Source organism: Bdellovibrio sp. HCB-162 (assembly GCF_047344985.1).
GTDB lineage: Bacteria > Bdellovibrionota > Bdellovibrionia > Bdellovibrionales > Bdellovibrionaceae > Bdellovibrio.
In genome coordinates, this window is record NZ_CP178861.1 from 320,702 (window position 1) to 341,896 (window position 21,195).

Below are 21,195 nucleotides of genomic sequence, written 5' to 3' on the forward strand. Positions count from 1 at the left end.
TTACACGATGGACTGAGCTGAGTTTTATCAGAATGTCCGTCTTCATTTGGTGTCCCCCCATATTCCCGACTACCCTTTCCTCAGGGTAGGAGGGGATATGCGTTCAAATATTTGGAAGGGCACTATCAGCTTCGGACTTTTAAACATACCCGTGACTTTGCAGAGTGCGCAACAAGATCGAGATCTGCACTTTTCGCTGCTTGATGAAAAAGATCTTTCGCACATCAAATATCAAAGAATCAATGCTAAAACCGGGAAAGAAGTTCCTTACGATCGCATCGTTAAAGGCTATGAATATAAATCAGGCCAATACGTAATCATGAGTGATGCGGATTTTGATCGAGCCAACGTGAAGGCGACAAAAACAATCGAAATCGAAGACTTCGTTCTTTTAGATGATATTGATACGATGCTTTTTGAAAAACCCTACTACATTGCTCCTCAAAAAGGCGCTGAAAAAGGATATTTCCTTTTGCGGGAAGCTCTTGAGCACACCCGCAAAGTCGCCATTGCGAAAATCGTAATTCGCACGAAACAACATCTAGCCGCGGTGATGCCTCGTGGTGACTATTTAATTTTAGAAATTCTGCGTTTTGCCCACGCGGTAAAACAGGTCGATGAGGTTGATTATTTAAGAGAAGTAAATAAGGCCGTTAAATTTTCTCCTCGTGAACTAAAAATGGCCGAGGATCTTATCAAAGGTATGACGGCGAAATGGCGGCCCGACAAATACAAAGACACTTACTACGACGACATCATGAAACGTATTGAAGCCAAGGTGAAACAAGGCCGAGGTAAATACATCGAAGAACCTGTCAAAGAGGAACGCATTCAAGAGTCTTCCAATGTCGTCGATCTGCTGCCTCTTTTGCGTAAAAGCCTTGAAGCCCGTCAAACGAAGAAAACCCGTGGTGCCCCTGCGGCGGCTCGTAAGGCTGCCGGCGGAAGGAGAGTGAGTCATGCCTCTTCGAGAGTACATTAAGAAACGCGACTTTACGAAAACGCCAGAGCCTCGTTCTTCTCCGAAAAAGAAAAAGGGTAAAGAGGCTCCGCTAATGTTTGTAGTGCAAGAACATCATGCTTCGCATTTGCATTATGACTTCCGTTTGGAATGGGGCGGAGTTTTAAAAAGTTGGGCTGTGCCCAAAGGTCCTTCGATGGACCCTAAAACGAAGCGCCTTGCTGTAGAAACAGAAGATCATCCCCTGTCTTACGGAACATTTGAAGGTGTAATTCCCAAAGATCAGTACGGCGCGGGCCGAGTTTATATCTGGGATACCGGAACATGGGAACCGATCGGCAATGCTCGAGAGGGGTTTAAAAAAGGACATCTTGAATTTAAACTCAAAGGCAAAAGACTTCACGGTCATTGGATATTGGTCAAAACTCAACGTGGTTCGGGAAGTAAAGCTCAGTGGCTGTTAATTAAACGAACCGATGAATATGCGTCGACCGGAGAAGAGTTAAAAAAAAAGTCCGTAAAAAAAATCCCGCAATTCATCTCGCCGGAACTCGCAGAACTCGCCAAGGAACCACCGGAAGGGGAAAAGTGGCTTCACGAAACAAAGTATGATGGCTATCGCACGCAAGCACATATTGAAAAAGGAAAAGTAAATCTTTATACGCGCAGCGGACTTGATTGGACAAATAAATACCCTTATGTCGCCGAAGCCATTGCGCAATTACCGGTGCAAAACGCCATTGTTGACGGAGAGGTCGTTTGGGTTGATGCCGAAGGACGAACCGATTTTCAAAAGTTACAAAATGCTTTGAAAGAAAAAAACCAAGGACGCTTGGTCTATTATGCTTTTGACCTTTTATTTTTAAATGGCGAAGACTGTCGGGAATTTCCACTGCGAGAACGAAAACACCGCCTTGAAAAATTGGTGCATTCTTTAAAGCATCCTTTGATTCGCTATAGTGATCATATCGAAGGTCACGCGAAAGCATTTTTGGAAACGGCCTGTGCTTACAAACTAGAGGGAATCATTTCGAAAAATAGTGAAAGTTTATATTCTTCGGGTCGAAGCGGATCGTGGATTAAAACAAAATGCAAAATGCAGCAAGAGTTTGTGGTTGGCGGCTACGCGGAAGGAAGAGGAGCCAGAGCGAGCTTTGGAGCGTTACTTTTGGGGGTCTATGAAGGCGGTAAGCTCAAGTACGCTGGAAAAACGGGAACAGGATTCACTGAAAAATCCGCGACGGATGTCTTAAAAAAATTAAAACGCCTTGAAACTTCCAAATCTCCTTTTTCTTTGAATGCTCCGAAAGGCAAGGGCTTACACTGGGTGAAGCCCGAACTTGTGGCTGATGTCACTTTTGCCAATTGGACTAATGACGACATCTTGCGAACAGCGGTTTTTCATGGGTTGCGTGAAGACAAGCCTGCAAAAGAAGTGAAAATAGAAAAAGCAAAACCTCTTGAAGAAATCGCAGAGGTTGAGAAGCCGAAAAAAGGATTTAAACCTGCAAAAAATCTTGAGCCTCTCAGAGCGATCTCAAATCCTGATAAAGTACTTTTTAAAAAAGAAGGCATAACCAAGCTAGAGGTCGCGCGGTATTACCAGGATATTGCTCCGCTGATTCTTCCACATATCGCAGATCGTCCTTTAGCTCTTTTAAGATGCCCGGAAGGAACATCAAAAAAATGTTTTTTTCAAAAACACATATCAGGCGAAATTCCTCCTGACATCACGCCGGTGACCATCCGGGAAAAAAGCGGTTCGAAGGATTATCTGACAATTGATTCCAAAGAAGGATTGTTGTCGCTGACTCAAATGGGGGCGTTTGAGATGCACGCCTGGGGATGCCATAGTGGTAATATTGAAAATCCTGATCAGATTGTGATGGATTTGGATCCCGGGCCCGGAGTTGAGTGGGATCATGTTATCGAAGCTGCTTTAAAGCTTCGCGAAATTTTTGACGGTATCGATCTAAAAAGTTTTGTGAAGATTTCAGGAGGCAAAGGTTTGCATGTTCAGGTGCCGATTGCGCCACTTTACTCGTGGGAGCAGATCAAGAGTTTTACAAGAACCGTGGGCGAGGAACTGGTCTCGCGTCATCCCGACGAATACACTGTTGTCATGTCGAAACAAAAACGAAGCAAAAGAATTTTTATTGACTACTTGAGAAACGGACGAGGAGCCACGGCTGTTGTACCTTATGTTTTAAGAGCGCGTCCAATTAGCAGTGTGGCGATGCCACTGTCTTGGGAAGAACTTCCAGGCATTGAGGGCCCTGATGTATTTACTTTAAAGAGAACTTATGAACATTTAAGTAAACGTAAGAAAGATCCATGGCGGGACTTTTTTAAGAAAGAACAAAAGATCTCAATTCTTAAGCCGGTAGTTGCTAGTGATTAGGACTTATTTCATAGTGAAGATATGGCACAAACACTTCCCAAAGAACTTACAAGTCTTGTCGATTGGTCGGTCAGTGAATTAGGGCGCGTGATTGAGTCCGAGCTGGGCACCAAAGGTTTTCAAAGAATTGAAAACATCCGCCGCTATGTCAAATCTGATGATGGCCAAAGCTTGCAAGGCCTTCTGAAATTGAAAAAGGATTTAGCCTCTTTGTCGTCTAAAGAACGTTATGATATTGCTCATTCGTTTTCACTGATGCTGGAACTTATCAATGCCTGCGAAGCCGCTTATCGCACTTCACGTCTTAAAGAAGAATTTAAACAAGAAACTTTGGGGTCACACAAATACGGCCGTATCATTCATGTTTTGACGGCTCATCCCACAGAGTCCCGCAATCCTGACATCATTTATTATTTTAAAAAGATTCAGACGCTTTTAGAAAAACATTTAGATCACCCTGAAGATCAAGATTTACGGAACCTGCATGTCTTAATTAAATGGGTGTGGCGCATTCCCATGTCCAAACAAAGAAAGCCCTCAGTGATGGATGAGGCCGAGTATATTTATTCCCTGGCTTTGCAAAAAAATATTCTGGATGTGTTCATTCAGCAAAGAAAACTAAAGCTGCCATTTTATATCCGCACCTGGGTCGGCGGAGATAAAGACGGTCATCCCGGTGTCGACGAAAAGACGATGCTGGGAAGTTTGCAGATGGCGCGTGGATTTTTGCTGGAATGGATTCACGAAAAACTACGAAACTATTTTGCTGACTTAGAGCCACTTGCGCATTCTTGGGACAAAAAGAAAGTTCAAGCCCTTATTCTGCAATCAAAAGAAATCAGATCACATCTTACGAAACTTAAAAAAATTCGCACAGGAGATTCTCATCGCGTTCATGCGCTAAAAAAGATTCTGGATCAGACGGCGAAGACTTATAAAAGTATTTTTACGGTGGAATCCCAAAGCCTTTTTGAAATTCGTGAATTAATTAAGATTTTCCCGGGCCTTGTGGTTCCTTTGGAGCTTCGCGAAGACAGCTCTTTGGTGCATGAGTCTTTAAAGGGAGGTCCTCGTAAATATGCTATTTCGAGAATGCTTAAAACCTTAGCGCAGATCTCACCTCAACATGATCCCCGGTTTTATGTGCGTGGATTTGTTCTAAGTCATACCGAGTCCGCTCAGGATATTATTGCCGGAATTTCGCTTGCTGAAAGATTTTTGGGAAAGGCGCGCTTGCCCATAGTCCCTCTTTTTGAAAGTGCTAATGCTTTAGAGTCGGGCGTCTCGATCGTGGAAGAATTTTTGAAAAGTCCCCAGCGTCGTCAGCTTATTCAAAAGTATTGGTCCAAAAAATTGGAAGTGATGGTGGGATACTCGGATTCTGCAAAAGAAAATGGTTCTTTCCCATCACGTTTTTTAATTCACTCTGCCTTGGAGCGTTTAGAGACGGCTATCAAAAAACACGGTCTCGTTCCCATTTTCTTCCACGGTTCTGGCGGAAGCGTGGAGCGGGGAGGAGGTTCGGTTCAAGAGCAAACCGAGTGGTGGCCTGAGTCGGCGTTAGCGACCGTGAAGGTCACCGTTCAGGGAGAAATGATTTATCGCAACTACACATCGCCAGAAATTCTTTTAAGACAGCTTGAAAGATTTTCGGCGGCCCGCGATCAGGGAAGAAAGAAAGTCACAGCAAAAGATTCTGTGGAAAAAGATCTGCAAAGGCTTTCTGATTTTGTGCAGAATGCATATCGTGAGATTTTGAAAGACCCGCATTTTTTGGAACTGATTGAATGGGCGACACCTTATTCGTTTATGAAAGATTTGCGAATGGGCTCGCGTCCTTCGAAACGCCAAGGTGCCGTTGATTTAACAAATCTCCGGGCGATTCCGTGGGTGCTTTGCTGGACCCAGACGCGAGCGCTTTTCCCGAGTTGGTGGGGTGTCGGGAGTTTTTGGCAAACACTTTCGAAAGAAGAAAAATCTCGATATCAAAAAGCTTTTGCCCAGAGTTCTCTTTTTAGGTCCTACGTTAAAGTTTTGGGATTTACTTTAGAAAAAATCGAGTTGGACATTTTTGCGATGTATCTGCATTCTTCACACCTTTCTAAAGAAGTGGCCGACTCATTTGTCGCACGCTTTGAAAAAGAGTTTGCGGCTTGTAAGAAAGCCGTTCACGAAATCACCGGAGAGAAAAGTCTTTTATGGTATCGCCCTTGGTTGGAAACCAGTATTTCACTGCGTTCACCTTTGATTCATCCTTTGAATGTGCTGCAGCTTTTGGCTCTGCAAGACAAAGACATTCTTCTTTTGCGAGAAACCGTCACCGGTATTGCGAGTGGTATGTTGACGACCGGTTAAATGACAGTCTTATCGGTGCATCTTTGACTCTGGCATCCTCTTTGAATAGTGCTATTCAGGGTGGAAAATCTGGTAGCAAAAAGCTCCAGATCCATCACAAAGGGGGATTTATGAGTAAAAGCGCTTTGATTCTAGCAACTGGTTTTCTCTTTGTCGTTCAAGCCAAGGCTTTGAATTTAGGAACTGTTGAAATCGCGGGAAATGCTTGCGAAAACCAAGTCGGAACTCATGATGTCACAGAAGTGAGCGAAGGACGCTTTGTCATTCCCACAGGATTGTATCTGAAAAAAGAAGAAGATAAGCGTGTTGCCAGAGGCACGTGCACATTTGCTCTTCCGCTCAAAGCGTCAGCAGGCAAAAAAATTGTTGTTTCTGACAGCCATCAGTTAGCGAGTCTTCGCGCTTATCCTGCACAAACTAAAGCGCGCATTGATCTAGAAATTTTTAAAGCGGGCAGCCAAGGCGTAAAACAAACCCTCGAGGTCGAGGCGATCGATCAAGCTTCCAAAGTAAACAAATCTTTGGGACAGCAAGAGACTGTGGTTGAAACTGAGTGTGGAGGCTCTGCCATCCTTCGCGGGAATTTAGCCGCAACGCTGATGGGCGAAGGAAAAGCCAGAGCCTTTGCACGCAACCTATACCTCAATATCGCTGAAGTCGACTGCAATTAAGGATTGGGATTTACACAAGAAGCAATGATAAGAATTTGGTGAAAGCGCACGATGTGCTGAGATTGGCAAAGCAAACCTTGCTCAGAGCAATCCGCATGAACGCGCTCCTGGCCATTGATATCTTGGCTCACCACTTTGTTATCATTGCACCAGCTCAAGTAAGTGATTTCATCGTCAATAGTTCGGATACTCACTTCTGCATTCTGGGCGAACGTAACGCTGCTAAGTAATAGAGATGCAAATACGGCTAACATTTTCATAGGAAACTCCTTCTTAAGCCGCGGTCTAGCATGCCCTTAAAACGCATTGCAAATGAAGAAGGCCCAAGAATCTTATTTTGTGCGCCCAGAGTTGTCCGCAAGACCCTTGACGATTTTAGCCCAAGCGGATTTAAATGAAGTCTGTGGAAGAAATTCAAGCCGGACTTCGCGGAGTCTATAGATTTATTTTATTCGTTCTTGTCATCGTCAGTTTCCTTATGTGGTCTTTCATTTGCCATTGGACGATTCGCAATCCTGAAAAACGTCTTCGTCGCTTTTCTCGCAATACGCAGTTTTTCTGTGGCTTGATGATTAAAGGTTTGGGATTAAAACTGAACGTCGTTAATAAACCTTCTGTCGATCAGAAATTTTTAGTCGTCAGCAATCACATGGGGTTCGTGGATATTCTTTCGTTGGCGACGTGTTTCCCAATGCTTTTTGTGACTTCAAATGAGATGCGCGAAACTCCGTTTTTAGGACTGCTTACAGAGATGGGCGGCTGCATTTATGTTGAACGTCGCAGTCGCACGAAAATTTTAGATGAGATGAAATCCATTGTTTCTTCTCTGAAAAATGGTTTTAGAGTCGTCTTGTATCCAGAAGCGACGTCTACGAATGGCGAAAAAGTTTTGCCATTTAAAAAGACGTTGATGATGGCGGCCGCACAAGCGGGTGTTCCGATTCAGCCCGTTGTGATCAACTTCCGGGAAATCAACGGCGAAGAGTTTTCGTTAAAGTGGCGCGATCATGTTTGTTGGTATGGTGACATTCCTTTTGTCACTTCAATGTGGAAGACCATGACCTTAAAATCCGTAACTGCGGAAATTGAGTTTTTAGAACAAATTCATACAACCGTCGAAGACGATCGCGGTGTGATTGCCGAAAAGGCTCATGCTTTAATCGCGGCGAAGTTTGTGCCTGTAAAGGGTCTTCCGGATGCGACCCCGACTCCTGCCGACATGGAAGCAGATCCTACTTGATTTCATAAATCAGATATGTAAATAATATGTAAATGAAGAAGATCATTCATGTCGACATGGACTGCTTTTACGCGGCCGTGGAGGTGAAATACCGCCCGGAACTCAAAGGGAAACCTTTGGGAATCGGTGGACCTCCGAACACTCGCAGTGTTCTTACGACCGCCAGCTACGAGGCACGCAAGTTTGGTGTGCGTTCGGCCATGCCTTCTTCGCAAGCCGTGCGCCTGTGCCCGCAGTTGATTTTAGTTCCTCCACATTTTGACTTGTATAAAGCTGAGAGTCGTAAAGTCCGTGAAATTCTTCAAAGATTCACAAACAAAATTGAACCGCTGTCACTGGATGAAGCGTATTTAGATGTCACCGAATGCACTCAATTTGGTGGCAGTGCTACGTTGATTGCCCAAGAGATCCGTCGTTTGATTTACACCGAACTGAATCTCACAGCGTCTGCCGGTGTGGCTCCGAATAAATTCTTAGCAAAGATCGCCAGTGATTGGAAAAAGCCCAACGGTCAATTTGTGATTCGCCCGCAAGATGTTTCCGCTTTTGTGAAAGACCTTCCTGTTGAAAAAATCTTTGGCGTTGGCAAAGTAACCGCGCAGAAGATGCACGATCTCGGGCTTTACACTTGTGGTGATATTCAAAAGTATACAGTTTTGGAACTGCAGACGTGGTTTGGTTCTCGCGCGCAAGAACTCTATGACTTTGCTCGTGGTGAAGACCACCGTGAAGTGATCACAGAGTGGGAAAGAAAATCTCTCACTGTGGAAGAGACCTTTAATAAAGACCTACAGACTTTGGAAGATTGTCTTAAAACTCTTCCGCCGATCTATGAAGACTTTCTTTATCGCCTCGAAAAAGGGGAGTATCAAGATCGCATCAAAGGCATTGTCGTGAAATTAAAGTTCTTCGATTTTAAACAGACAACATGCGAAGAAGTTTTTCATGAAGTTCCTGTCATCGAAGATTTTGAGCGCTTGCTTGAGAACGCTTGGAATCGTCGCGGAGTTCCGGTGCGCCTTGTGGGGCTTGGAGTTCGTTTGGGATCACAGAAGAAAGAATCCCCACGCATTGACTCGTCGCAGTTAAGATTCGCAATCTAAAATACTTTCGCTGTATCAATTATTTTTTCGAAAACTTTTTAGTGGTGCGCTTTGTTTTGGCACTTTCGTTGCTTCCTTGTCGGACTGCTCAATGGGCGGTGCCAAAGAGACATCGCTTTAAAAGAAAGGACCACTATGAAGAAGATTATTCTATCAGGGCTTCTCATCACCACTTTGTTTTGTAATACAGGCTGTGATTCTTCGGATATTGCAGCAGGAGCTATCGGCGTTGCCATCGGCATTGGCATTGGTGCCAGCGACCATGGCCATGGTCACCATCATGATCGTCGTCCTCCACGTTATCGTGAATGCGGAAGATATCGCTGTTATGAGGCCAACACGCAAATTGATTTGGGAACAAATCCAGAAGCTGTGGCATTTGCTCAAAGACACCAGATAAGCTTGCAGGCGGCTGAACAAATCCAAGATGCTTTTGCGAAAGTATCTACGGAAGGTTTGAACGCATTTACTCGCATCGGTTTGAATGAGAAAGACATCAAAGCGATCAGCAAAAGAAGTCTTCCAGATTCAGACTCTTTGGCGTTGATGGCGCAAAAATTAGATATGTCACAAGCTCAGGCGCGCGACTTGATGAAAGCTGTCGTGGCTGATTTCGACGCTCAAGCATCCGACGTGAGCAGTGCTTATTGGCAATCGTGCATGGCTAAAGGAAAGTGGAAAACGCCGCAAAACATGATTTGCAAAAAAACTTTCTGGCCTGGTTGCAGTCCTGAAACTGGTGCAACTCTTTGTTACTAATATGTTCTTTGGCAGAGTCAGGACTTTAGGGTCTTAGTCTCTGCCGCTCTCTTCGAGTAAAATATTTTTGAAGGGAGATTTTATGATCAGCCTCTGGATTGTTATTTTAACTATGGCGATTGTTCTTGCCGGAGCTTACTTCGTTTACAAAATGAATAAAACGGATGCTCTTAAAGTAGACCGTCGCCATCGTCATCATCCGAAAACTTAGAGTCTCATAGTGAGACGTCCTGAATTTCTGGCATGAATTTGGTATTTCAAAAAAGTATGAAATACCTTCTAGGCTTATTATTTATTATTTCGTTCTCAGTCACAACCCATGCGCAAACTTCTGAAGAAGTGCCTTTTTTAGTCTGTGATCGCGCAGTAGTTAAGCAGGCTATTGATGTCAGCCGCGCCGTTGTTGCGAGAAGCACTTATCAAATCAAAACTCGCAAAAATATCAAAGCGGATCTGCGTTGGAGTTGGCAAGCGATTGATGCTCTTGAAAAAAATGTCTTTGGAAAACGCATGTTCAATCTTTCTTACGACGTCGTTCCCGGAGCGTCTATTTCGGAAACTTCGATTGCGATTTATCCCGATACGCTGAAACTTATGCAAAACGAAATGCAAGATCCCGCACAGGGAAACTTCTTTATGATGGCGCATGAGATGGGTCACATGGTGCAAAAGTATTGGCATGTGGGAACAGGAAAAGAGGACAGCCCTCATCACTTGCACTCCGAATCTAACGGCGGCGATGATTTCAATATCATGCACGCCGAAACGGACTGCATCGGTGTAGAGCTCATGCGCGAAGCCGGCCAAAAAGATTTCTCCGAAGTGATTCGCGCTCTCGAAATGGTTCACAAAGATTGTTTGTTCTTCAGAGAAAAATCATTCTGCGACAGAGCGCACACCATCCGCGCAAAAACCATCGAAAATTATTTGAAGACTCAATAAAGAAAAAGGGCACAGTTTTTAGCTGCGCCCTTTTTAATTTTTGTCTCAACAAAAAATCCTAAAAAACTTTTTTCCACTCGTCTTCTTTGAAACCCACAAGATGTGTGTCGTCGCCGATGACAAAGGGTCTTTTCACAAGCTTGCCGTTTTCAGAAAGAAGTTTGATCGCTTCAGCTTCTGTCATGGACGGAAGCTTTTCGCTCAACTTCATTTCTTTGTAGACAAGACCTGACGTATTAAAAAGATTGCGAATGCCGCCGCCGCGTTCTTTCAAAGCGGCGAGCATTTCTTTAAGTTCCTTTTGTGAAGGGGCTTTGTCGACGATCGGAAGTTTATCGTACTTCACTTTCTTAGCGTCTAAAAATTTCAAAGCCTTCACACACGTGGAGCATTTCGCATATTCGTAAACTTTAAGCATTGCTCTTCACCAACCAGCCGCACATTTTATAAAGAATGCGGGCGCCGACGTTTCCATCCCACTCCACTTCGTGCTCTTCAAGGCCGCCTGTGGAAACTTCATTCAGGTCAAAAGCGATGATCTTGCGACCGGAAGCATGAACTTCACGGAATAAGAAGAACACTTGGTCCACACTCAAGCCACCCGGAACCGGAGTTCCAGTGTGAGGGCAGAAGGCAGGATCAAGACCGTCGATATCAAAAGAGATATAAACGTTTTGCGGAAGTTCTTTGATGATGTCCTTACAAACTTGCTCCCAAGTTTCGCCTTTTAAAAGACGACGCTTTAAATCCAAGTCGTAGAACGTTTTGATGTCTTCGCGAGAATTGCTGAAGTCATATTCTTCTTCACAGAAATCGCGGATACCGATTTGCACCAATTTTTTTGGTTTCTTCGCATCCGTCATCACGTTGTACATGATTGAAGCGTGAGATTGCTTGAAACCTTGGTAGGCTTTGCGCAAGTCCGCGTGGGCATCGATATGGAGGACGCCAAAGTCACCTTTGAATTTGTCGCTCACGGCACGGATCGCTCCCAGAGGTGTTGAGTGGTCTCCACCGACAAGACCTAAAAGCTTCCCTTTTTTCAAAACGTCAGAGCACTGATCGTAAACCCATTGAGTCATCTCTTCGCAAGCCGTGTTCACTTGCGCCGCGAGAGAGTTCATTTTGGCTTCGTCTTCGCTGAGGTTTGTTCGCATTTCGATAAGTTCTTGAGCAACGGCCTTGAACTTGTCGTTCATATTACAAAGATCTTCCGGGAAGTCGCGCATGTGGTAGCCGACTTCGTAGGCCTTGCCGACTTCGATGTCAAAAAGGTCAATCTGTTCACTGGCTTGGCGGATGATTTGAGGACCGCGAGAGGCACCCTCGCCGTAGGAAGTAGTGACCTCCCAGGGAACTGGAACCAAAACGACTTTGGATTCTTCCTCCGTCATAGGGATTCCAAAGATGCCGAACTCAGCAGAAATGGTCGTAGTTGGATCGAATTTTACCGTCTTTTCAGACATTTATTTTCTCCTTAGAAAGACTAATTTATATAACATTTAAGCGTAGCGTCAATCGAGCAATAACTTGATTATTTTTCTCGCATAACCCATTTTAAGCGCACTTTGGGAACTATTGAAATTCCCTACGAAATTCTTTGGAGGAAACACAATGAATATGAAGGGTCTCCTAGCTCTACTTCTGAGCTCAGCTTTGACAGCACCCGCTTTAGCAGCAGCACCAAATGCGAACGCTCCTAAAGGCGGAAATTTCGTCTTCAACCTTGGAGGAGAACCTCCAACAGTACATCCTATCACGGCGACAGACGTTTACTCACGTAACGTGCAAAACTACGTGTGTGATGGCTTGGCGACTCGCGATGCTGAGACTTACGAGTGGAAACCTCGCTTGGCAGAAAAATGGGATATCTCCAAAGATAACAAAGTATTCACATTCCACATCCGCAAAGACGCAGTTTTCCACGACGGTACGCCTGTAACGGCTGACGACGTGAAATTCTCTTTCGACGCGATCTTTGAACCAAAATATGAAGCAGCTCACTTGCGTCCTTACTTTGAAGGTATCGCAAAAGTAGAAGTTCTTGATCCAAAGACGGTTCGTTTCACTGCGAAAGATCTTTACTTCAACAACTTCGAATCTGCGGCGACTTTGACTGTCATTCCTAAAAAAGTTTACAGCGATGTTGAGAAGTCTAAGAAAATGAACCGCCAGCTTATCTGCGCGGGTCCTTACGTTCTTTCTAAATTTGACCGTGGCCAATTGATCACTCTTAAGAAGTTCGACAAATGGTACGGTAACAACGACGCTGCTTTCAAAGGCATGTACAACTTCGACACAATCACTCTTCGTTTCTACAAAGACGAAAACGTAGAACTTGAGCGCGCGAAAAAAGGTGAGTTGGATTACCTTGATATGCGTGTTGAAGCGTTCATGAAGAAAACTGAAGGCGCTCCTTGGGGTAAAACTATCCTTAAGCACAAAGTTGAAAACAGCGCTCCTAAATCTTACGGTTTCATCGGTTGGAACTTCCGCAAAGAATTGTTCCAAGATAAAAACGTTCGTATCGCTCTTGCGCACCTTTTGAACCGTGAAGAGATGAACAAAAAGTTCCGTTACGGCATGTCTGATTTGGCAAACGGCGCGATCTACTTGCGCTCTGAATACAACCCAGGCAACAAAGCGATTGAGTTCAATCCGAAAAAAGCTCAAGAACTTTTGGCTAAAGCTGGTTGGACAGACACTGATAAAAACGGTGTTCTAGAAAAAACTATCAACGGTAAAAAATCTGAATTCAAATTCACATTGATCTATCCGTCTAAAGACGTTGAAAAATACTACACTATGTATCGTGAAGACTTGAAAAAAGCCGGCATCGATATGGAGTTGAAGTATCTTGAGTGGAACTCATTCTTGAAGCTTGTTGACGAAGGTAACTTCGACGCTGTGACAATGGCTTGGGGTGGCGGTTCTGTGGATCCAGATCCAAAACAAATCTGGCACTCTGCAAGTGCTGTGGTTGGTGGATCTAACTTCATCGCTTACAAAAACCCTGAAGTTGATAAATTGATCGACGAAGCTCGCGTTGAGCCGAATAAAGCAAAACGTGTTGCTGCACTTAAAAAGGTTTACGCGAAGATCGCTGAAGACGCTCCTTACGCGTTCCTTTTCAACGACAAGTATGCATTTTATGCAAATTCTTCTCGTATGGGCATGCCAGCCGAGACATTTAAGTACGAAATTGGTAGAGACTACTGGTGGTTGAAAGCTCAATAAGAGCTTTCAATTTTCCGGGTGTATTAATTCGTTTCTTAAGAAGTTTTTTGGAGTAGGGCTTTGATCGTTTACCTGATTCGCCGATTGCTTTTGATGATCCCGACATTCTTCGGGATCACCGTTTTGACCTTTGTGCTGATTAACTTGGCTCCGGGAAGTCCCATTGAGCAGAAGCTGCAAGCGATCCGTTTTGGATCCGCAGGTGGCGGAGGCGGCGGTGGTGGCGGCGGAGGTATCAACACTCGTGGTGATACATCGGTGAATGAAGAGGTTATTGAAGCCCTCAAAAAACAATATGGCTTTGATAAGCCGTTGCACGAACGCTACATCATTTGGGTGAAGAACCTGGCGCGTTTGGACTTCGGCGAAAGCTTCACTTATCAAGAGCCTGTTATCGACGTTATCAAAAGTAAACTTCCTGTTTCTTTGTCCTTCGGTATCGCTTCTTTAATTCTGACATATATTGTGTGTATCCCGCTCGGGGTTCGTAAGGCGATTAAAGCCGGAGCTTCCTTTGACCGTATAACCACGATCTTGCTCAACCTCACGTACTCCATTCCTCCGCTGGTTTTGGGTATTTTCTTGATCGTTGTGTTTGCAGGTAAATTAAATATGTTCCCTATTGGGGGATTTCAGTCCGATGACTATGAGTCATTGACGACGATGGGTAAGATCTGGGATCGCGCTCATCACTTTGTTCTTCCTTTGATTTGTTACATGATCGGTGGTTTCACCGAGCTTTCTATCCTGATGCGTAACTCGATGCTCGACGTTGTGAAGTCGGACTTCGTTCGTACGGCACGCGCTAAAGGTTTGGCTGAAAATGTTGTTATCTTTAAGCATGCTCTTCGTAATGCTTTGATTCCAATTGCGACAGGCCTAGGTGGTTTCTTCGGAGCTTTCCTTGCTGGTTCCTTGATCATCGAGCAGATGTTCAACTTGGATGGTATCGGCCTTCTTGGTTATCAATCAGTTCTTTCTCGTGACTACAACGTGATCATGGGAATTACATTTATTTCTTCGTTGCTCTTGATGCTTGGCCGCGTATTCAGCGACATCATCTACGTTCTTATCGACCCAAGGATTGACTTCAAATGATGGATCCAATTCAAAAATATCTTATTAAGAATGAACTCACGCTTAAAAGATATAAACGCTTTAAGCGCGACCGTGTGGCCGTCATTTCTGTTTGGGTTTTGTTGACGATGTTTTTCTTTAGCTTCACTGCGGAGCTATGGGCGAACAACCGTCCTCATATCATGAGCTATCACGGGAAATTATATTTCCCACTTTTCGTAGATTACCATCCAACGGCGTTTGGTCGCGAAGACATTTACGTCATGGACTATCGCCAACTTCAAATGGGTGATGGTGATTGGGCTGTATGGCCTGTGATCCAGTGGGATCCTTACGAGAGCAATAAATCTGTCGACACTTATCCGTCTCCTCCAACGAAAGTAAATTGGATCGGTACAGACGAAAGTGGCCGTGACGTGATGACTCGTCTTCTTTACGGTTTCCGCTACACAATGCTTTTTGCGTTGGGAAGCTGGATTGTGACTTATGCTTTGGGTATCACATTGGGTGCCCTGATGGGTTACATGGGCGGCAAAGTGGACTTGGTCGGTCAGCGTATCGTTGAGGTCGTCGAGAGTGTGCCGATCTTGTTCGTTTTGATCACGATCATCTCGATCTTTACTCCAAGTCTTCCGATCTTGATCTTGCTCGTGTCTTTCTTTGGTTGGACAGGGATCTCTGCGTACATGCGTGCGCAGTTCCTTTCTTTAAGAAAGCGTGAGTACGTAGAGGCGGCGAAAGCCATCGGTGCCGATCACAAACGTATTATCGGAAAACACATTCTTCCAAATGGTCTGACTCCGATTGTGACATTCGCTCCATTCTTTATCGCGGGTGGTGTGAATACACTTTCTTTCTTGGATTACTTAGGACTAGGCCTTGTTCCTCCAACACCAAGTTGGGGTGAACTCATGGCTCAAGCTCAAAAGTGGTTCACAATCGCCGAGTGGCTAGTATGGGGACCAATGGTCGCCATCGTTCTAACACTGACAGTTTTGATCAACATCGGTCTAGCTGTTCGTGACGCCTTCGACGCGAAAATGTAGGTACCTGCTTCCCTTCGTGTTGATTTGGTACTTGTTCTGAATTCGGACTCGAAGTTTTTTCTGTTCAAAGATAAAGGCTCCTCAAAAAGGGAGCCTTTTTTGCTTCTTGGCTAAGTATGCCAAGATTAAAGCAAATCTATACGCCTGAGTTCCCTTACCACATTACAGCTCGCTGCCATAATAAAGAATGGTTTGATATTCCTATCGAAGAAGTGTGGCAGATAATGTCCAACTATCTTTATTTTATCCACACAGCTTATAAAGTGGAAATTCATGCCTTTGTTTTAATGAGCAATCATTTTCATCTTATTGTGCGCTTTCCTGAAAATAACATGTCTGAGGCCATGAACTATTTTATGCGCGAAACCTCTAGGGTTATTTCTCGAGGAGCTGGGCGTATCAATCAAACTTATGGATCCAGATACTTTCGATCCGTGATTGGCAAGGCGAATTACTTTGAACACGTTTATAAATATCTGTATCGAAACCCTGTCGAAGCGGGTCTTTGCAATAAAGTTGAGGATTATCCGTATAGCACTCTGCAAATTCGCTTGGGATTGCGAAATGGCGTAATTCCTTTGGTAGGTGATCCTTTATTGGAAGAATCATCCACTTCAACTTTACATTGGCTAAATACAAAACCTAGAGAAAAAGATCGGGAAGCAATCAGGAAAGGACTTCAGAAGCCTCAGTTTGGACTAACTAGTCGGAGCGGTGGAACTTTCGTACATCATTTGGAAGTCGATCCCTTTTAAAGGATCGACTTCGAAGTACCAAATCAACACAAAGGGAAGCAGGTACCTATTCGGCTTCTTCGAGGTAGGTGTAGCCTGAGAGGCCTTCCTCGTAGTGCTTGATTAGGAGCTTTGCTTCTTGTTTTGTGATCGAACCTTTTTGGATCGATTCTTCTGTGGCTTGACGAACGCTGTCCACCATTTCAGAGCGGCCGTATTGAACGTAAGAAAGAACTTCCGTTACTGTGTCGCCTGGAACGTAGTGGTCGATGGTGTAGCCCACGCCGTTCAAGGAAATGTGAACCGCGTCTGTGTCGCCGAACAAGTTGTGAAGGTCGCCTAGGATTTCTTGGTAAGCACCTGTTAAGAACACGCCAAGATAGTACTGTTGACCGTCTGTGAATTTGTGCAGACGGATCGTCTCTTTGGGTTCACCAGATTCTGTGTCGATGAATTTTTCAATCACACCGTCAGAGTCACAAGTCAAATCCGCCAAAGTTGCTTCGCGAGAAGGCTCTTCGCCCAAACGGTGAATTGGAATCACCGGGAAAAGTTGTCCTACCGCCCAAGAATCCGGAACAGATTGGAATACAGAGAAGTTAGAGAAATAAGTGTCGCAAAGCTCTTTAGAAAGCGCTGCCACGATGTCTTCTGTGTCAGGAACGGTCTTCGCTAGTTTCACCATTTTTGTGGCGATAGCGAAGTACATGCTTTCACACCATGCGCGTTGTTCAAGACTCAAAACGCCGTATGTGAAAAGTTGCAATGTCTCTTGCTTAGCCTGCTCAAGGTCATTGAAGCATTCGTTGATATTGTCCTTATTCACCTTTTCAAAGATGTACTGCATATCTTGCATGATCGAAGGATCTGTCTTCGCCGCAGGACGAGGTGGTTCGTGACGGTGAAGGTCGTTAATACCCATGACGTTGAAAACAAGAACAGAGTGATGCGCCACCAAGAAGCGGCCAGACTCTGTCACGATGCTTGGATGAGGAACACCTTTTTCATCACAAAGAGTTTGCAAAACAGACACGATGTCGTTGGCGTATTCTTGCTCAGAGTAGTTGATCGAGCTGTCAGAGTGTCCAGAACCATCATAATCAACGCCAAGGCCGCCGCCCACGTCGATGTATTTAAGGCCTGCACCCATTTTGTGAAGTTCCGTATAGAAACGAGCGCCTTCTTTCAAAGAAGACTTGATCGATTGAATCTGTGGAACTTGAGAACCAATGTGGTAGTGAAGAAGTTCAAGGCAATCAAGCATGCCTTCTTTTTTCAAGAACTCAACACCCTCAACGATCTCTGTTGCCGTCAAACCAAACTTCGAGCGAGCGCCTGAAGAATCAACCCATTTACCCGCGCCTTGAGTATTTAGTTTTGCGCGGAAACCGATTTTTGGACGGGCGTTGAATTTCTTCGCCACGTCCACGATCATTTTCAATTCTTCTTTACGATCGACAACGATGATCGTGTTTCTTCCCAATTTTTGAGAAAGAATCGCTGTTTCGATGTATTCAGCATCTTTAAAGCCGTTGCAGATAATCAACGCATTTTCTGTGTTCATCAAAGCGAGAACGACAAGAAGTTCTGGTTTTGAACCGGCTTCAAGGCCCATGTGGAAGCCTTTACCGTATTTCACAAGCTCTTGAACAAGGTGGCGCTGTTGGTTCACCTTGATTGGGTAAACGCCGCGATACTCACCTTTGTAGCCGTGATCTGCGAAAGCTTTTTGAAAGCAGTTATTCAAAAGCTCAACACGAGCTTTGATGATGTCAGGAAAGCGGATCATGATAGGAACGCGAATACCGCGGTCCAAAAGATCTTGAGTTAAATCAAACAAGTCTACAGACGGACCGTTTGCTCCCATTGGAGTGACGGAGACATTACCTGCTCCGTTGATTCTGAAATAACCGTTGCCCCAGTTGTTGATCCCATAAAGCTCAGCGCTCTTTTCAGGACTCCAATTAGACATCTCTTTTGGCCCTCGCAGTGGGGGGCCCGGTTTAAAGGACCCCAAGTTCTTGTTCGGGGTCCTTTTCGGTAAAAGAACCCAATTATTTAACGATCAAATTCAAAATTCTTCCGGCTTTATAAATCACCTTGTCGGGATTTTTTCCAGCCAAAACTGAGGAAACTGCAGAAACGGCTTTCGCCGCAGCCAACGCTTCGTCTTCAGAAGCCGTCGGGCTAATCTCGATCGTGCCGCGCATTTTTCCATTCACTTGCACGCCGATTGTTACAGTGTCATCAGCGACGAGGGTACTATCATATTTTGGCCATGGAGCCAAAGAGCAAAGTCCCTCTCCGCCCATTTTTTCCCACAATTCTTCCGCCAAGTGCGGAGCAAACGGAGCCAAAATCTGGACGAGTGGTTTTAAAGCCATTTCCGAGCGGCATTCTGCCTTGTAAAGCTCATTCACGAGGATCATCATCGCGCTGATGGCCGTGTTAAAGCTCATCGTCTCGATGTCTTCTGTGACTTTTTTAATCGTTTTATGAACTAATTTCTGAACCCCTGCCGGAGCTGCCTCTTTTGTCGCAATCGTTTGGCCATCGTCGTTCACGACAAGACGGGAAATACGATCCAAGAAACGCTTCACGCCATCAATGCCCGTCGGAGCCCAAGGTTTGTCCTTGTCCACCGGACCCATGAAGCTGATAAAGGTTCTCATCGCATCGGCACCATGAGTTTTCGCAATGTCTTCCGGAGAAATCACGTTTCCACGGGATTTCGACATTTTCTCGCCATCCGGTCCCAAGATCATTCCTTGGTGAAGCAACTTTTGGAAAGGCTCATCGTGAGTCACAAGACCGCAATCAAAAAGAACCTTCATCCAGAAGCGAGAGTAAAGCAAATGCCCTACTGTGTGCTCAGGCCCACCAACGTAAAGATCCACCGGCATCCAGTATTTTTCAGCGTCAGGGCTGAACGGAGCCTTGTCGTTTTGTGGATCAATGTAACGCAAGAAGTACCAAGAAGAACCCGCCGCACCCGGCATCGTGTCTGTCTCGCGATGACCGCCGTTTTTGTACTGAACCCATTCAGCATTGCGAGCCAAAGGAGCTTCCCCAGAGTCAGAAGGCTCGTAGTCGGCAACTTCGGGTAAGATCACTGGAAGCTCATTCACAGGAACTCCGCGAGAGCCATCTGCATAGTGAACAATTGGGAACGGCTCACCCCAGTAACGTTGACGGCTGAACAACCAGTCACGCAACTTGTATTGAACTTCGCGAACGCCCAATTTGTGACTTTCCAAATGAGAAAGCATTTTTTTGATCGCATCAGATTTAGAAAGACCGTTTAAGAAATCAGAATTAACTAAAGTGCCTTCGCCTTCAAAGGGCAGAGTGTCGCCACCTTCCAAAACACGTTTGATCGGGAGATGGAACTTCGTCGCAAACTCGTGATCGCGAGCATCGTGACCAGGAACTGCCATGATGGCACCTGTGCCGTAATCCATCAAAACGTAGTCTGCAATCCACACTGGAATTTTATCGCCTGTAATTGGGTGAATCGCGTGAGCACCCGTAAAGACCCCTGTTTTTTCAGTTGTCGCTTTACGTTCCACTTCCGATTTGCGCGAAGTCGCCGTCACATACTCTTCTACATTGCGATGTTGTTCTTTCGTTGTGATTTTTTTCACAAGCTCATGTTCAGGAGCCATCACCATGAAAGTCACACCGAACAAAGTATCAGGACGGGTCGTGAAGACCTCAAAAGTTTCAGAGTGACCGTCCAACTTGAATGTCACGCGGGCGCCTTCGCTTTTTCCAATCCAGTTGCGTTGCGCTTCTTTTGTTCTTTCCGGCCAGTCGACTTTATCAAGATCATTCAACAAGCGCTCAGCGTAGTCCGTGATCTTAAGCATCCACTGCTTCATCGGAACACGAATAACAGGATGACCACCGCGCTCTGATTTTCCGTCGATGACTTCATCGTTCGCCAAAACCGTTTTCAAAGCCGGGCACCAGTTCACAGGAACTTCTTTTTGATAAGCAAGCCCTTGTTCGTAAAGTTTCAAGAAAATAAATTGAGTCCACTTGTAGTAGCTAGGCTCACAAGTAGAAATCTCGCGACTCCAATCAAAACTAAAACCAAAAGATTTTAAAGTTTTGCGGAAACTCTCAATAGCTTTTTGAGTTGTGATCGCAGGGTGAATACCTGTTTGAATCGCATACTGCTCCGCAGGCAAACCAAAAGCATCATACCCCATCGGATGAAGAACATTGAACCCTTTCGCACGCTTGTAGCGAGAAACAATATCGCCGGGAGTGTAAGAAGCCATGTGCCCAATATGAAGCCCCGAACCAGAAGGATACGGAAACATGTCGAGAGCATAATACTTCGGTTTAGAACTATTCGTCTCAGCATGAAACGCTTTTTTCTCTTCCCATTTCTGCTGCCACTTCGCTTCAATCTCGGTGAAGTTCAAACTCATAAATTCATCCTTACTAAAACAAGAAAAACACTTCTTACTTGAATATCGAAAAAGCAATACAAGTGCAATTTATTAGCGCTCAAACAATACTAACGCACTCAAATATTCTCCCAAAAAATTTCCCACCAAAAACTCCCTTAACTAGGAGGCACCAACGAAAGCCTCCGCCGGTGGCCCAATTGGAGAATCTGAATTCTGTTCATAAGCTTTTTTTGCACGGAAACTTTGTG

The 21,195-nt window shown here is 44.9% G+C and carries 18 protein-coding genes; 13 read left to right on the plus strand and 5 right to left on the minus strand.

Going from position 1 to position 21,195, the window contains the following annotated elements:
- The first annotated feature begins 97 nt into the window (after positions 1-97).
- From ACLSSO_RS01660 to ACLSSO_RS01675, 4 genes are all read left to right on the plus strand, one after another.
- Positions 98-982, plus strand: coding sequence for a Ku protein (locus tag ACLSSO_RS01660; protein WP_295903078.1), 885 nt, complete (start codon positions 98-100; stop codon positions 980-982).
- The gene (ligD, locus tag ACLSSO_RS01665; RefSeq protein ID WP_413943870.1) at positions 960-3,362 is read left to right on the plus strand and encodes a DNA ligase D; all 2,403 of its coding nucleotides are present in this window, start codon (positions 960-962) and stop codon (positions 3,360-3,362) included. Before ACLSSO_RS01660 ends, ligD begins: the two co-directional genes overlap by 23 nt.
- Before the next feature lie 21 nt (positions 3,363-3,383).
- Positions 3,384-5,717 carry a phosphoenolpyruvate carboxylase gene (locus tag ACLSSO_RS01670; RefSeq protein WP_413943871.1) on the plus strand — a complete coding sequence of 778 codons (2,334 nt, stop codon included), beginning with the start codon at positions 3,384-3,386 and terminating at the stop codon, positions 5,715-5,717.
- A gap of 110 nt (positions 5,718-5,827) precedes the next feature.
- On the plus strand, positions 5,828-6,388 hold the full coding sequence (locus ACLSSO_RS01675; protein ID WP_413943872.1) for a hypothetical protein: 561 nt from the start codon (positions 5,828-5,830) through the stop codon (positions 6,386-6,388).
- On the opposite strand, the gene ACLSSO_RS01680 is transcribed toward ACLSSO_RS01675, so the two are convergent.
- Positions 6,385-6,648, minus strand: a complete 264-nt coding sequence (locus tag ACLSSO_RS01680) for a hypothetical protein (RefSeq protein ID WP_295903067.1) — start codon at positions 6,646-6,648, stop codon at positions 6,385-6,387. The two genes, ACLSSO_RS01675 and ACLSSO_RS01680, sit on opposite strands and share 4 nt — an antisense overlap.
- A gap of 134 nt (positions 6,649-6,782) precedes the next feature.
- On the opposite strand from ACLSSO_RS01680, the gene ACLSSO_RS01685 reads away from it, so the two are divergent.
- The 5 genes from ACLSSO_RS01685 to ACLSSO_RS01705 all read left to right on the plus strand — a co-directional run bounded on the left by ACLSSO_RS01685 (position 6,783) and on the right by ACLSSO_RS01705 (position 10,432).
- Positions 6,783-7,628, plus strand: a complete 846-nt coding sequence (locus ACLSSO_RS01685) for a lysophospholipid acyltransferase family protein (RefSeq protein WP_295903064.1) — start codon at positions 6,783-6,785, stop codon at positions 7,626-7,628.
- 32 nt (positions 7,629-7,660) lie between these two features.
- Positions 7,661-8,731: a DNA polymerase IV gene (dinB, locus tag ACLSSO_RS01690; RefSeq protein ID WP_340590007.1), complete on the plus strand. Its 1,071-nt coding sequence runs from the start codon at positions 7,661-7,663 to the stop codon at positions 8,729-8,731.
- Positions 8,732-8,866: 135 nt separating this feature from the next.
- Complete coding sequence (locus tag ACLSSO_RS01695; RefSeq protein ID WP_295903058.1) at positions 8,867-9,490, plus strand: hypothetical protein; 624 nt, start codon at positions 8,867-8,869, stop codon at positions 9,488-9,490.
- Positions 9,491-9,572: 82 nt separating this feature from the next.
- A complete protein-coding gene (locus tag ACLSSO_RS01700) occupies positions 9,573-9,701 on the plus strand; it encodes a hypothetical protein (RefSeq protein ID WP_295903056.1) in 129 nt (42 codons plus the stop codon).
- A gap of 56 nt (positions 9,702-9,757) precedes the next feature.
- Positions 9,758-10,432 (plus strand): hypothetical protein, encoded by a 675-nt coding sequence (locus tag ACLSSO_RS01705; RefSeq protein WP_413943873.1) that lies wholly within the window; start codon positions 9,758-9,760, stop codon positions 10,430-10,432.
- 58 nt (positions 10,433-10,490) lie between these two features.
- Here ACLSSO_RS01705 and ACLSSO_RS01710 read toward each other — a convergent pair whose 3' ends face one another.
- Positions 10,491-10,850, minus strand: coding sequence for an arsenate reductase family protein (locus ACLSSO_RS01710; RefSeq protein ID WP_413943874.1), 360 nt, complete (start codon positions 10,848-10,850; stop codon positions 10,491-10,493).
- On the minus strand, positions 10,843-11,898 hold the full coding sequence (locus ACLSSO_RS01715) for an agmatinase family protein (protein ID WP_295903048.1): 1,056 nt from the start codon (positions 11,896-11,898) through the stop codon (positions 10,843-10,845). Before ACLSSO_RS01715 ends, ACLSSO_RS01710 begins: the two co-directional genes overlap by 8 nt.
- Positions 11,899-12,052: 154 nt before the next feature.
- On the opposite strand from ACLSSO_RS01715, the gene ACLSSO_RS01720 reads away from it, so the two are divergent.
- From ACLSSO_RS01720 to ACLSSO_RS01735, 4 genes are all read left to right on the plus strand, one after another.
- Positions 12,053-13,669, plus strand: a complete 1,617-nt coding sequence (locus ACLSSO_RS01720) for a peptide-binding protein (protein WP_295903045.1) — start codon at positions 12,053-12,055, stop codon at positions 13,667-13,669.
- Positions 13,670-13,729: 60 nt separating this feature from the next.
- On the plus strand, positions 13,730-14,767 hold the full coding sequence (locus ACLSSO_RS01725) for an ABC transporter permease subunit (RefSeq protein WP_413943875.1): 1,038 nt from the start codon (positions 13,730-13,732) through the stop codon (positions 14,765-14,767).
- Positions 14,764-15,792 (plus strand): ABC transporter permease subunit, encoded by a 1,029-nt coding sequence (locus ACLSSO_RS01730; protein ID WP_295903039.1) that lies wholly within the window; start codon positions 14,764-14,766, stop codon positions 15,790-15,792. Before ACLSSO_RS01725 ends, ACLSSO_RS01730 begins: the two co-directional genes overlap by 4 nt.
- 116 nt (positions 15,793-15,908) lie before the next feature.
- Positions 15,909-16,547 carry a transposase gene (locus ACLSSO_RS01735; RefSeq protein WP_413943876.1) on the plus strand — a complete coding sequence of 213 codons (639 nt, stop codon included), beginning with the start codon at positions 15,909-15,911 and terminating at the stop codon, positions 16,545-16,547.
- A gap of 46 nt (positions 16,548-16,593) precedes the next feature.
- Here ACLSSO_RS01735 and speA read toward each other — a convergent pair whose 3' ends face one another.
- Together speA and leuS are read right to left on the minus strand one after the other, a co-directional pair.
- Entirely contained in the window at positions 16,594-18,498 is a 1,905-nt protein-coding gene (speA, locus tag ACLSSO_RS01740; RefSeq protein WP_413943877.1) for a biosynthetic arginine decarboxylase, read from the minus strand.
- 82 nt (positions 18,499-18,580) lie between these two features.
- Positions 18,581-20,965, minus strand: a complete 2,385-nt coding sequence (gene leuS, locus ACLSSO_RS01745) for a leucine--tRNA ligase (protein ID WP_413943878.1) — start codon at positions 20,963-20,965, stop codon at positions 18,581-18,583.
- Between the last annotated feature and the right edge of the window lie 230 nt (positions 20,966-21,195).